Annotated in this window: 4 protein-coding genes; all 4 read right to left on the minus strand. The window is 44.4% G+C overall.

Annotated features, from left to right (window positions below; all coding sequences use genetic code 11):
• Nucleotides 1–149: 149 nt before the first annotated feature.
• The 4 genes from IJE10_10910 to IJE10_10925 all read right to left on the minus strand — a co-directional run bounded on the left by IJE10_10910 (nt 150) and on the right by IJE10_10925 (nt 15,259).
• The gene (locus IJE10_10910) at nt 150–4,166 is read right to left on the minus strand and encodes a hypothetical protein (GenBank protein ID MBQ2968613.1); all 4,017 of its coding nucleotides are present in this window, start codon (nt 4,164–4,166) and stop codon (nt 150–152) included.
• 403 nt (nt 4,167–4,569) lie between these two features.
• The gene (locus IJE10_10915) at nt 4,570–7,416 is read right to left on the minus strand and encodes a glycoside hydrolase family 2 (GenBank protein MBQ2968614.1); all 2,847 of its coding nucleotides are present in this window, start codon (nt 7,414–7,416) and stop codon (nt 4,570–4,572) included.
• Between the two features lie 49 nt (nt 7,417–7,465).
• Nucleotides 7,466–13,804: a copper amine oxidase N-terminal domain-containing protein gene (locus IJE10_10920; protein ID MBQ2968615.1), complete on the minus strand. Its 6,339-nt coding sequence runs from the start codon at nt 13,802–13,804 to the stop codon at nt 7,466–7,468.
• A gap of 27 nt (nt 13,805–13,831) precedes the next feature.
• Nucleotides 13,832–15,259, minus strand: coding sequence for a family 20 glycosylhydrolase (locus IJE10_10925; GenBank protein ID MBQ2968616.1), 1,428 nt, complete (start codon nt 15,257–15,259; stop codon nt 13,832–13,834).
• Between the last annotated feature and the right edge of the window lie 37 nt (nt 15,260–15,296).

Genomic DNA, 15,296 nt, shown 5'->3' on the forward strand with positions numbered 1-15,296 from the left:
AAGGATAATAAATAACGAACCGATAGTTGATACAAAATCAGCTATCGGTTCTTTTTTGGCAAATAACTTATTAAATAATGCAATGCACACCGAAGCAACGATGGGTGCAAAACAAAAAGACAGCCCGCAATGCGGGCTGTCCTTTTTGTTTAATAATTGATTTCAAGGGGGAGATATGCGTTGTTTGTCATATCCAATACAAAATACTTAACCTGCGTTTGTGCCGATGAAAGTTTCATCAACGGTTTAATTGCCTTTGCATGGTTTTCCAGATCAAATGTTGCGGTCTCGGCAAGAAGCAAGTCTACCGTTTTTACATGCTTCTCAATTGCACGGTTTCCTTTGTAAACAACCGCCATAATGGTAACTGTTTTTGCTGTACCCGTCGGATTGGTGGCTGTAATGGTAACAGAATCCACCAGGTCGGTATCCTGCTCATCCATAACCTCCGAAACCTGAATCTGAAGCAGGGTTTCAATTTCTATGGTCTTGGTAATCACCACTTCGTTTCCTGCTTCGTCGGTTGCCACAAATTCAAGTGTATTTGTACCTGTTTTCAATCCGTCTTCTGACGAGAAGATATATCTTCTTGCATTATTTCTCAAAACAACAGGTCTGCCGTTGTTTAAGGTAAGCTCATAGAGTACGGTCATATCTTTTGCCACGTCATTGGGAATCCAGTTTACCAGAATAGATTCGGTACCAAGCTGTGTCACTTTAACATTGGCTTCGGAAATGACGGCAGTTGGCTGACCGAATGACGATTCGAGCAAATCGACAGTATTTGCCGCAGTATATTTATTTAAAGCCTCCTGCTTGGACTCTGCAGGAATAAATACCATATGGTCAAAACGTACAATGGCGCCGCCACCTGTCAGGGTGACTTCATTTGCACCTTCATGCAAAGTAACGGGCACATCTGACACGAATCTTTCGTTCATGCTGGTGGCGCTGAGTCTTGCAACATTTGTACCGTTTACAGAAACGTCAACATAACGACCTGCCGCATAGCAATAAAGCTGCGCACCGAGATACAACTGAAGCTCCATAGGACTTTCAACCGTAAGTGTTACAGAGTTACCTGCATTGATATAGAGCATGGGCACACCTGCTGAGCCGAATATACCCTTATAAGAGTCAGCGGAATTATAATTCCACTTGCCGTTATTGGTCGGAGAGCTTGTATCATCCCCGAGCTTGCCCTGGGCTTTTGCCAGATTGCCGTTGATAATCGGCAGACCGCTTGTATAAGTCGCCTCGCCAACCGCTTCTCCGGCTGTGGTAAAGCTGAACTTATCATGCACATAGGTAACCGCTTCATCCGCATAAGGAGAGGAAATAGTGGATTTAACGGTTACCTCATACTTAGTACCCGGAAGTAATTTGTTCAGGGTGACCGTGCCATTGTCATTTAAGGTCCAGTCTGCCGCCGAGCTGTACAAAGCAATTTCATAGTCCTTGGCTTCAAACATATCGGTAATCTGCAAAACGGCTTGTGTCTCGTCTGCTTCGCTTGCCAGCGAAACTTTTGGAATGTTTGCAGTGGTAAAAACTCCGGTTAAAGCCGTAACGGAAGAATCCAGCACTTCGCCGTTTTCTACAATTGCGATCTTAATTGCATATTCTGTGCCGGGCGTTAACCCTGTAATTTCGTATTCAGATACGGTGGTGTTGGCAATCAGCTCGTCGTTTACATATACGTTATAAGAGCCGTTGAATGCACCGCTGTTTGAAACGGCATCTGTCCAGTCCAAAGCCAGAGCTTGCGCCATATCTTCGTAAGAAGTTGTTTTATTGTAAGGCGTTTCAAGCACAGCACCATTGAAATAAGCTGTGGTCATATCCTCTGCGGAGAACGTAAAGGTCTCCTCTGCTGTGCAGAGCACCTCGTCACCGTTTTTGGCAACCAGTTTCACCACATTGTCGCCAATGCCGATACCGCCGTTTTCCGGGTCTGTGGACATCGTATAAGTGTGTTTTCTGCCCTGATAATCATATGTCTTTGTCTTGCGTCCGTTGATATACAACTCAAAGGTAAGGTCCTTGTTGCCTTCTGCCGTTTCTTTCGGGCTCCAGGTTACTTCAATTTCGTTGGCATCGTTAAGCTCCATAGACACATTTTCTGCATCCATCATACCAAAGCCATAGAAATTCATAACCCCTGCCTTGGAATTTAAAACGTTTTCTAGCAACCAGGCAATATCTTCATTATTGGCTACGTTATCGTTGTTATAGTCCGCTTCTTTTACCAAACCCACATAATCTATACGAATCCAGCCGTTTTTGGTTTTTGCGGACAAGGTATGGGTGCCTGCGGTTAAAGTAACAGGTGTTTCTGCGTAATCATTAAACATGGTATAGTCGGAATAAACCGGCTCATTATTGCCGCCGCCCCAGCCACCAAATTTAATGCCTTCTACAGCATTTGCCTGTACTGCGGTGCCATCAATTTTAATCTCAACGTGTCTGTCGTTGCCGTCCTTCCAGACCGCTGTACGGATTACTACATAATAGTTTCCGTCTTCTGTAAGGTTTACGGTTGCGGATTGTTCGGCACTATTATTGTTACCCACAAAGTAGCAAGGTGCGCCCTCGCCGATGGTTGCCGCTTCATCGGGAGAATTCCAGTATCGGCCACGCATTGCACCGGCACTTAAAGAGGAATCGGTCACATTTCCTGACCAGCCGTTGCCACTGTTTGCAGTTTCAAAGGCAAGCAATGGGCCTGCATTTACCGCACTATAGGTCAGCTCACCCGTTAAAAATCTCCCTGTTAAAACAGAAAATGTGCCTTCCGCACCGTTCAGTGTCGGAATAACCTTAAATTCGTATTCTGTTTCTGCATTCAAGCCGATAATTTCCATGGAAGTGGCTGTTGTTTCGCCAAAATATTCGTCATTGACATAAACAGCATACCCGATTTCGCCCGATGCCTCCGCGCCAAGCAATGCTTCGGACCAGGCAATGGTCATACCGGTTGTCTGTACATTAAAAGCCGACATTTCCGCATCCGAATCAAAATACGCTTCGTCCGAATCTGCTGCGCTTAAAGTGCTGAAAGTACCTGTCGCAACATTACCTTTGTTGCCCACCATATCCATTGCGGAAACAGTATAGGTATATTCGGTATCGGACGGCATGCCTTCAAAAGAAGCCTCTTCGCCGACAACTGTCAAGGTTTCTTCATAGCCATTACCCGAAACGGTAACTTCATAGGCGTATGCATCATTGTAAGCAACATTTTCAGAGATTGCAGCCCATGTAAGGGTTGACTCGGTATATCTCGCCTGCACCTCTACGCCGGATACTGCTTCAGGTGCAGTAAAATCAATCAATCCGGCTTCGCCAAAGGTGTTTGCAAATTCTGTGCAGTTAACCTGTGAGCCGCCATAATAGTTATTAAGCTGTGTAATTTTGGTCCAGTCATAGCCGGTTGCGGTAGACAGAATTAAGCCGTAAAAGCCTGCACCGGAGCCGTTGGTTACTTCGATATGAACGGTATGCACGCCAGGCTCTAAGGTAACGGTTTTACCCCAGTCCCAACGAGGATTTAGCGCCCAGTAATCACCATGCACATATTCCGTGTACCCGTTATCATACCCTGCATCTACCATATAATTTGCAGAAACGTGACCGCCACCTAAAGCATCGTCCTCCAGCTCACCATCAATATAAACATCAACGGTACCGGCATAATTGCTGAGATAAGGAGAGCGCGCGATGGTAACCAGCTGAAATTCCTGAGGCTCATTCCCCGGAACAATAATGGTCGCATTTACATCGGCGGTCTGCCGAACGCCTTTTGCATTTGTGTCCTGCAAAATGGGGTTGTTCAGATTACAGGATGTCATTTCCCCTGTAAAATTGGATTTGGAAGGATTGGTCGATGCAACCAGAAGATAAGTTAATTCACCATCTCCCGGCAAATCTGCAGCCGTTGCATTTTCCGGCTCCGCATTGAATGCAAAGCTGTCCGGCAAAGCGATAGGCTCATTTTTGGGTGTGCCGTTTTCGTCTAAGCCGTTTATCATTTTACGGAGATACGGTATACCCTCGGTATACACATCATCTGCTACAGTTTCAGCGAAAGCATTTATTGTAAATGCAGGAATCATGGTACAAACCATTACCAATGCCAAAACCATGCTCAGTGCTTTTTTAAACATGCAAAACTCACTCCTTATGTAATTTTTTTATATATTTTTATCGGAATTCTTTTTAAAATTCCAAAATCATTTTCTTGTACAATTCGTTTAGCATATATCTTATGGATTGTACATGCCTGCGTCAAATCAGAAAATTCCTGAAGCAGGATGACGCGTCCTGCACCCTTCCCGGTTGCTGTCTTTTGGTCAGGAAGACAGTATTTTAAAAGAGAAAGTGGAATTTTCCTTATATTTAGCACAGATAAGAACGGTTGAGTATGTTTTCAGACAAAGGTTAGCAACGCCTTTGCTGCCCCGGATGATAACGGGATTTCATTATCTGAGCTATGCAAACAAGGCAAAAGCCTTGGTGCAAACATTTTTATAAGCAGATGCTTTTTTCTTCACCTTGCCTGTATTTTATTCAGCCGATAAAGAAGTTAAAGTGAATCTCCTTTTCGTTTAGCCGATACTTCTCGGCAAGCTCGCTTCCGCAAGCGTTTGAGCCTAAGCCCGATACCTTGTAATCAATCCGTATGTTTGTGCTGTTATCCTTTGTAAGCTCGTGGGGATGCTCAGCTTCGGTTAAATTGTATGTATCATAATGAGAAACAGCAAATTCAAATGCCTCGTTTGTGCGGAATTTCAAACCATTTTTCATCTGAAGCCATTTGGTTTTTGTGTGATTGCCGTGTTCCTGCGGATAAACATAGTTTACATACTCTGCATCCGCGTCGCTGTTGTATATGCCGACTGTGGCATGGTGACACATATCAATATAATTTTCATGCTCACCCATTCCATAATAGGTAAACGCGTCATTTTCATAGGGTGTTTTGAATTCAAAGCCAAGTCTTGGCAACCAAATGCAATCTTCACGCACATCCCCCTTTAAATCCACATTGACCGTTCCGTCTGCATAGAAGGTAAATGTCAGGGTGTATCTGAAAAACGGCATATGGCTCATACCTGCAAGACAGCCTTTTACCACAACCATCCCGTTTTGTACACGGCAGTCATACACATTTGTACAAAGCAGATCCAGGCACTCACCGCGATCATAGCTCCAGTGATGGTTTAACGGTCCCCACTTTTTGGCTATGAACACATCGTTGTCTGTCGGCGCTCTCCAGGCTGTAAGCTTTACAATATCGCAAAGCTGTTGTTTGCCGTTTATAATCATGCTTTCCAGGTTGCCATGGCTCTTAGATACGGTATACGCAAAATGCTTACCTGTTATATAAATCTTCTTTTCGTCCTCGGTAATGCTTGCAAAGCCGGAGTGGTTTTCATATGAAGTTACTGTGGCATTTAATGCATGCTGACAAATCGCAGTTTCGTATCCGACCTTATCATAAAGCCGTACTGTAACATAGCAACCATATTCGCATTGTAAAGGCAATTCCAAATCAAGCGCAATTTCTGTGGTTGCTTTAGGCGGTAAATCCAAAACCATTTCCTTCTCGCTGACGGTTTTGCCGTCTGCCTGCACTTCCATTTTCAGCACGTATTCATTTAAGTTTGTAAAGTCATATAAATTGGTAACGGTAAGTGTTGTGCCCGAAAGCTCTGTTTGAATATACTGATATACCGCTTTTGCTTCCAGGGTGCCGGCTTTGAAGCTTCTGTCTGCAAAAACAAGTCCGTCGGCACAGAATCTTCCGCAGCTGAGCGGGTCATTAAAATCACCGCCGTACTTCTGAATGCCATCTTTTAAAATTACATGGTCTGCCCATTCCCAGATGCAACCGCCAATCAGTTTCGGATGGCTGTAGATAAGCTCCCAGTAATCAAATATATCCCCCGGACCGTTGCCCATAGCATGTGCGTATTCGCAAAGAAAATGCGGTCTTTTGTCCTCTTCATTCTCGGTATATTTTTTCATATCCTCAATGGACTGATACATTTGTGAATGGATATCCACATGATTCGGAAACCCGATTCTTGTGGCGTCCTCGCAATGAACAGGTCTTGTTTTATCCCGTTCATGTATCCAGTCCACCATACTTGCATGGTGTTTGCCATATCCGCTTTCGTTTCCCGTTGACCATATGATAACAGACGCATGATTTTTGTCGCGTTCAACGGTGCGGATGATTCGTTCCATATACGCCTCTTTCCATTCGGGACGGTTGCAGGTCCAGAACGGATTATCGCTGTCATACGCAGAAAAGCTCGGTGTGCGGAACACAAACCCGTGCGTTTCAAGGTCGTTTTCCAGAATCACATAAAACCCAAGCTCGTCGCACAATTCCAAAAATCTCGGGTGTGGCGGATAATGGGATGTTCTGATGGTGTTGATGTTTAGCTTTTTCATCAACTGCAAATCCTTTAAGTCATCTTCTAAGTCTACCGACCAGCCCTTTACAGGATGTGTATCATGATGATTTACGCCTTTGAGCTTCACAGAGGTGCCGTTAATCAGCAATTCGCCAAGGGGCGAAATCTCAATGGTTCTGAAGCCTGTTTTCTGCGAAATAATTTCGTTTTGATATTCAAACACCACTTCATACAAATATGGTTTTTCCGCATTCCAGAGTACCGGATTTTCCACCGTAAAGCTTACGAAATTTTCGGCATCCTTGGTATCCAAAAGCTTCCCGTTGTCGTAAAGCGAAACCTTCGCCTGTCCCTCGAAACGGACATTTATGTCGTTTTTATCGGTTGTGATTTCAATGTCTTTAATATGTCCCTTCGGGCGCGACAGAAGGTATACATCTCTGAAAATACCGTTAAACTTTAAAAAGTCCTGATCCTCCAGATAGCTTCCGCAACACCATTTAAGAACCTTTGCAGTTACGGTATTTGTGCCCATTTTCACATAATCTGTAATGTTAAATTCCGCCTGCAGATGCGAGCCCTGACTGTATCCCACATATTTGCCGTTAAGATATAAACTTACACAAGAGCATACGCCTTCAAACACGATATATGTTTCCCGTTCGGTGCTTTGAATTTCAAATTCGCGCTCATATACACCGCAGGGATTTTCGTTGGGCACATACGGCGGATCTACTGCAAACATATAGGACGCGTTCGGATATATGACTTCTCCGTTACCAATCCCATATCCGTGCATCTGCCAGCAGGACGGCACGTCGATTTGCGCCCAGTCGGATATTGTATCTTCCACATCAATATCCCGCTTGTAATACTTAAACTTCCACTTTCCGTTTAAAAGTGTATATGCCCCTTCGTTTTTGGGAATATAGTATGCCCGTTGCGGTTCTCTGTTTTCGTACACAGCATCGGGATTCTCGTAAAATCTCATGACATTCCTCCATAAGAATCAAGTCTTTTTTCTGTTTGTTTTTTAAGCTTTATTTTGTAATCGGCTCACAAAGTGGTGCTAAGGTCGAGCCGCCGGGTGCATCTGCCCCTGCATACGGTTTTGCACTCCATACATATACCTTCCGGTTATCCGAAATGGCGCCCACATATGGAGTAAGAGGCGTAATTACAACATCTTCGATGGATTCTACGCCCAGCATTTCTCCACCGCTTCCGTAATTTACCACAAAGAGCCTTGCGGTTACGGTTCCGTCACTTGAAAGTGCAAATTTATCCTCTCTCTTTGTCACTTCCACCTTAAAGGTTGTGCCGGCATCCACCAGATACAGGTTGGTCTTATCCAGCTTGGGATTGCTTGACATGTGATACGGTTTCCAGGTCGCGGTAGTTGTACTGTCGGGCAATGCAACCAAAGCATTTTCTTTATCTTTATAGGTTAAATGATCCACATACACATCTAAACGGGTGTTGTTTTTTGCATCGTAGCCCACAAGCGGATGATGTTCCGGATGTGTGAGAAGCTGTTTTGTATTTGCAGGTACGGTAACGCCGTTTAATGTATAATCGGTTGTATTCTGTAGATATCCCGTAATGTATGCACCCAAAAGACCCTCACCGTCTGTTTCATTTTCCACATAAGAGCCGTCCTCTGCATAAGTGAGGGCAAAGTTGAGCTTTGCATTGTGCAGTTGTGCCACATTAAAGCAGAGCTTAAATTTCAACGCCTCACCACATGCAGAAAACAGACTTTCCACACTAACCGGCGAGAATGCATTTAAGGTTGCCTCGGAAACGGTAATCACATCGTTTGCATGCAACGGAATCTTATGCACGTTTACAGCTTCTTTTCCGTTTACCGTAATGTATTCGGCAGTCGTACCGTCTGCTCTTGCCGTAAGACCTGCTGCTGCAACAGCATCTGCAACGGTAGGCGTTAAAATATCGTCTCCGAAAATATCGGTGCTGATTTTGCTTGCAACCACATCATATTCGGTTCCGTTTACCGTAGCCTGAACCGGCTCCTTGCTTAACACAACTTTTTCCAGATACAGAGGTCTTAGTATCTCTGCAGTTTCCTGCGAAATTGCAGTGGGACCTGAATAAATATCAGTGCTTGTGAGAAAAAGATTCGTCTCCTCTGAAGAAGGAACGAGTGCAATCATGGCAAGACGGCAATAGGTGTCGGACTGCTTTGCATACTGCACTTTAAATTTCTGATCTTTTTTAAGGGTTACGGTTGCACCGTCCTGCTTGGACCAGAAGAAGTATCGGTCTTTTGCCGCTTCTCCTGCAAAAGCTTCAGGTCTTGCGGTTGAGTTGTACAATACATCATCAATATAGAATTTTGCAGCACGGGTTGTGGCATTTGTCTGATCAAGGTCGGCACGCATAACCCAGACATCATAAGTGCCTTCCACCTTGGATTTGTATACCATAGACGGGCCTTTGCCGTTTTGCATGGCTGTATTTTGTTCGTCCCAGACTTTGTATTCATGCTCATTGTTAGCGGTCATGACAGATTTTGAAAGCGTACCCGGCCATACACTGTCTGCTTCATTTACAAATTCCGTTACGGGAATAAAGATGGTTCCCTCCGGAAATCTGCCCGTATCATAATAAATACCCGTCGTCTGCGACTGATTGCTCAGCACCGCATTGGAAAGCTTTTCGGTAAACATCTTTGCTTTAGCAGCCGAATAACGTCTGTTTACACCAACCTTTTGCGTGCCCGTCGCATCATAGTAGTCCTCGCCGTTGATTTCAACAACCAGCGCTGTACCTGCGCTGTTTGTGCGGAAACCGATAACAGGTGCATTCACCAATTTATAGGTATACTCAAATTCCTCGGTTTTTACGGTTGTGCCATCTTCTTCATAAACAAACGAGCCATCTCCATTTTGCACAGCAGCAACACCTTTATAGCTGATGTCACCGTTCAGCACAAGACCATCATAGTTATTGCCTGTATTATACACTGAAAATTTAAGACCTTTTTCCAGTTTAAAACCAAGGGCTTTTGCAATCTCTTCTCCGTTTCTAAGAACAAAAGATACCGTTTCCCCTTTGTAGCCTGCATATCCGGAATCAGCACCCGTGGAGCTATATGACAGGTCAACCGGTGCTTTAAGGAGATTGGGATTTTCAACCATTGCTTTGTGTGTCTCAAAGTTTCCGTTAGGCGAAATGATTTTTGCGGTTGTCGCGGTTTTGATGCTTGCATAAATATCCGCCTTTGCATTTTCTGTTGGCGGCACAACCAGAACAGTTGTCCCATTTTCACGAACTTCATTGGAAAGAATTGTGCTTTCGAGCAGGGCTATTCCCTCGCCTGCTTTGTCATACAAAACCGCACTGACCTTTGCGCCTGCCATTTCGCCGTCTGCAACGGTTTCAAGTCCTGTACCTTTTAAAAGTTCCTCGGTGGACACCACAAGACGGAACAGCTTTGTATCACTCAATCCGATTGCAGTAACCGGTATGGTAAAACTCTCAAAATCAGACAACAGAGAAATCTGTTTTTCCTCTTCATACGCACCATAGGTATACGGCTTAATTTCGTCTGCGGATAGCGGACGCAAAAAGCTTTTGGCAAGCACGGAATTTGTTCCGTCAAGAGCTGTTGCGGTTACTTTAAACTGAATATCCTGATCCGCAGGCACTTTGATGATGGTTTCAAAAGGATATTCGTCCACCACTACACTTTCTTCCTTTTCGCCGATGGTATAGTCAAAGGTTACGGATTTTGTATCCTCTGCCATTTTGGTGGTATAAATATAGGCATAATAATTCTCGCCATTAAACTGTAAAACATGCGCCTTACCGTCTTTAAACGCCTTACTTGTGTCGCCCAAAGTATTTGAAACGGTGTAGTCGCGCGCAAACAATGGCACATCCACCTCCGGATGTAAAACAACAGATACAATGTCCCTTCCGGGAATGGTTACCGTAAATTTTCCGTCTGTAATTGCAACGGTGGATTGGTTGCCGTCTTTGTCATAAAGGGTTGCCGTTTCGCTGTAAGATGCAGCGTTTGGAATTTTTTCACCGAGTGTAACGGTAGTGGTAAGCGGTTTTTCGCTCTCATTTACAAGGGCAACGCCAAGGGTATTTTCTTTTCTCGCAGTAAGATAGCTCACCTCAATGCTGTCCGGCTCAACAATCCCTCGGTCCAGCCACAGCCACATATCTTCTTCATCATAAAATTTCCCCGGCTTAAAACCGTACTGATTGGATGTAAAGTATGCATAGCCCGAATTGACAACAGAGGGAAATTCTATATTTTTCTCCGAACGCAGCCACACTTCATTGATCAGGAAATCTTCTAAAAGTCCTAAGAATACAGGGATATGATGCCAGTAAATCATGTTGTAGTCGGGACCGTCGTAGGGATAGCGTGCCTGCTTGTCATGCAGAAGATAGCGATCCCAATAATAGCCGCCATAGTTACCGAATTTGCCGACTATGGCATTTCTTGCCTGGGTCAGAAGAAATGCATCATCTGTGTACTCCGACATACGGAGCATGGTGCCTGCCCACATGTTCATGGTAATGGCATTGGCGTTTGCCGGCGTTGCAAAATGCTCGGTAGACATTCCTGCTCTTGCAGGTACCCAGCCCGGTGCAGATTCTTCCTTTAGTTTGTTCTGTGCATCCGATGCCTTGGTTACAACGCCATAAGGGTTGCCCACTCTCCATTGCACACCGTCTTTATGGAAAAACCATTTTGCGTTCCCGTTTGCTTCCATTCTTTCTGCGGTTTTAACGGGATCGACTGTATACGTTTTTGTGGCATAATCATTCTGGTAGCCCGTTGTCCAGAGGGTAGACATACTTAAATGCGCCGCCTCTGTTGCCGCATCTAAATATTTCTGCTCGCCCGTGACTTCATAAGCCTGAATAAAGGTGTTTAGCAAGTTATTGGAATCTTCCGGCACATAACCTCCGACAAAAGGTCTGTTGTTAAAGTCACTTTGGGGGTTGTTAAGATCACTTTCAATAAAGCTGTCTGCTTTTGCTTTCAAAGCATCTATGTATCTTTGATCGGGAAACATATCGTTCATTGCGTTATAACCTGAAACAGCCCCGAGATTTGAGGCAGCCGAAAAGCTGGCAAGACCTAAATTTAAAAGATACGGTGTTCTTCCCTGCGAAAACTGATACATTCCGATATATGCCGCCGGCGAAATGGTTTTATCCGGGCCGGTAAGCGGTGCAGGTGCAAACCGGGTATAAGACGCTTCGCCCGCAACACTTTTAAAATGCTTACCGCCTCTGGACAGCGCAAAAGCAACAGAAGGAACCAGTCTTTCCTCCAGAATCTGCTCGTTTTCGGTTAAGGCATAGCGCTGTGCAAGTTCAATGATATTGGACTGACTTACATACCCGCTCGCTTCCATATTATAAAAGCCCTTGTCTTTATCGTCCCAACCACCATAGACATCGTCCAAAACAAGATCCGTGGTATTATAAATGGCTTCGTTAATGGAATGATAGTAATTGGTTCTTAAGTCCACACAGTTATACATATCCTCTGCCACATGAACATAATTTTCATACCAATCGGCATTGTTATACACAATTCTGTATGCAAAATCGTATGATTCTCCTGCTTTAAACTGTGAACCCTTATCATTTAAAAGCGGTGCAACCAGCTGGCCGCGAACGTAGCCGTTCGGGGAACGGAACATCACACCGAATGCTGAATCACCGGGAGTTGCAACCCCTTGTCGCACATAAGTCGGATCCACCACAACCCCTTTGGTCATCGCATTTTCCCCTTCTCCGAAGGTAAAGGTTACCATGGGTGTAAACATCATGTATTCCGAAAGCACACAGCTGTCCTCGGGTACAAAATCCTTAACAAAGCTCAGCGGTGCAGTTACTCTGCTGAAAGAACCGTCTTCAAATTCATTGCCCGTAAAAAAGGCAAAGGAATACGCACCGTCTGTTTTCATGGTTGCGTTAAAAGTCGCCTTGGGTTCCTGACACAGTGCATCAAATTCAAAGGTTAACGTTGCGTTCAGATTATCGGAAGACATTCCTAAAACAATGGCATCTCCATTTCTTGTCATGGAGGTGGGAATCAGCCATTCCGGTCTGCCTGTTTTGTAAAATTCCTGTGTTGCACCAAATGTTACTTCTCTGTCAAAGCCCTCATAGGTTGCACGAAATACCATTTTCGAAAGGGCTGAAAGATCCACTAAGGGACGTTCGGCATTGTAGGGTGCCTCCAAAGCACGCATTGCAAGAACGCCCAATTCCTCGCTTCTTGCTTTGACCAAAATCCATTCATTATCCTTCTTCATATAGATTTCGTTCTGAACAAGTGAACCCTTCTCGCCGTTGCCCTGATAAAACACCATTTTCATTTTGTCGTTTTCAATGGTTTCGGTTTTGGTATCAGACATTGCCCGTGTTGCCCACAGGGGATACCGGGCAGGCACAAGCTGACTGTTGGTTCCGTCATCTGCGTAATATACCGCGTATTCCGCTTCAACATTGGAGGGAACATAATCTAAATCGCCGGTTATGATTACACCACCGCAACGGGCATAATAAGCAGAGGTATCCTGAAGATTCAGCGTATGCGTTCCTTCGTCAAAGTCATAGACGCCTGCTTCCTGCCACGCATAGCCTGATTTGCCGTGGGCACCGAAGGTAACGTCGGAGCGAACACCGTCAACTGCCACGCGGAAAAATCTTCTGCCCGGATGGTCATTCGGGAAGTCTTTAGAGCTTACCCATACTTTGTATGTACCCGGAGCTACAATGTTAAAATTCAAAACTGCATCGTCTGTTGTGTTTTCGATAAAAATATCGGAATCAACGGAAGTCGCAGATTTGCCTCTCATGGCATAATTCCCCTCGGGAATCCAACATCCCAAATCAAAATGCGCGCTCCCGTAAAAATAAATAACGCTGTCCGCGGTTATTTGTTTGCTTGTCAGGGAAGCGGTATACGTTTCAGCATCCCACCGGGATGTAAAGTTCAGGCTATCACAAAGAAATTCCAGCGGAACAAGTGCTTCGCTGTCTGCTGAAATTGCAGCTGCATCTAATTTCACGGGTGTGCCGTCAACCGTTGCAATATCAGACTTCAAAGTAACGGTCAGACGTTTCCCGTTTTTACCTGCGACAACAAATGTTTCATTTGCTTCATTCCACTGCACGGTTGCACCAAGTGCCTCTGAAACAGCGCGTAGCGGAATCAGAATTGCCGAGTCTGTAACCACAGGGGAAACCGCGGATACAAGTGGTGTTCCGTTTATCAATACTGTAACATCCCTTTGCTCTGCCATAATGGGAAGTGTAGCCAAAATTGAAAACAATATTGCAAAGCAAACCAGTAAAGCAACAAATCTTTTCAAAAAAAGCATCCTTTCTAACTTTTCATCCTATACAAGTCTTTTTTCTATTTCAAGCAGTCCTTGGACTGCACCGTCAAATGCTTCGGTGTCGACATAGCCGGTGGTGTTCCAGGTTCTGTCCGACAATGCCGGAAGGTCTTTTAAAACTCTTTTTATTTCCTGTTCATATGTACAGCTCCAGGTACAGAGCATACCACCGATAACACTGTTGTCCGGCTGAATTTCCATACCGCCGTATGCCTTTGAAAACTTTGCCCAGTTGTCCCATTTATAAAGGTTCCAGTCGTATCCTGCAACAGACCAATTCAAATCTTCCGCATCAGCGAAAGAAGCGGTGGGTGGCAGGATATACAGAGGCTTCCAGGAGGCGTTGATAATTTTAAAGCCGCCGTCTAAAAGCTCGTTTGTGGTCTGATAAAAGTTTTCCCACGAAACAACGATTGTGTCTCTTGAAATCTCTTCCGACCCCTCTTTAGGGAATCCCTCCCATACAATGGGCGTTCTTCCGAGAGAAAAACAAATGTCTATAATTTTCCTGGCAAAATGGCTGTACATACTTCGGGTTGAGGCAAACCCGTTTTCTTTCATATATTTTCGGCAATGCTTACAAGAAAGCCAGTTCTGATGTCTTGCCTCGTCACATCCTACATGAATATATTTTGATTGTTTAAAAATTTCGGCAATTTCAGTAAGCATTGCGCGGATGTCTTCAAAAATAGTGGGTCTTCCGATACACATAATGTTATCATTAAATGTAGCTTCTACGTTAATTGCGCCATCTGTCTCGCTTGATTTTTCAGTATCATATTCATTTCCGAAGCGATTCGGATAAACGGCATTTAAATGAGCGGAATGTCCGATTCCCTCAAATTCGGGAACAAGCTCAATTTCCGCATCTTTTGCGTATTCAACCAAAAAAGAAAGTTCTGTTTTTGTGTACGCCTTTCCCTTGGTTGCTGCCTCAGGCAAGCAATCCAAGGGAAGCGTCCACAGCTCGTTATCCGTAAAATGAAGTTGTAAAAATTTAATCTTGTTGACATAACATAAGTCAACATAGGATATAAGGGTTTCAAAGGGATGAAACTGTCTTCCGAGATCAATCATAAGACCGCGGAAGGCGTTATCGGGTTTATCTGTAATTTCGGTATTCCTTAAAAGATACTGATCTCCGTCGCGTTCTAAAAGCTGAAGCAAGGTAGAAAGCCCGTAAGACGCACCGGCTTTTGTTTTGGCAAAAACGGTGTTTCCCTGTATCTCATATTCCTCTTCGGCTAAAGCTTCCTTGTGCTTAACATAAATTCCGCCCTCGCCCTCTTTAAAACACAAACCGAAAACCTTGTAAGCAATGCGTGAAAACGCCTTTTTACAGGAAGAAAATATATCGTCAGAAGCGATGCAGGGTAAAATATTTAAAACACCGCTTTCTTTGTAATGCTTGGGCTTTGGTATAATCAACGGAATCACTCCTTATAAAAAATCGCGAATATAAACC

The sequence above is a fragment of the Clostridia bacterium genome (genome assembly GCA_017410375.1).
GTDB lineage: Bacteria > Bacillota > Clostridia > RGIG6154 > RGIG6154 > RGIG6154.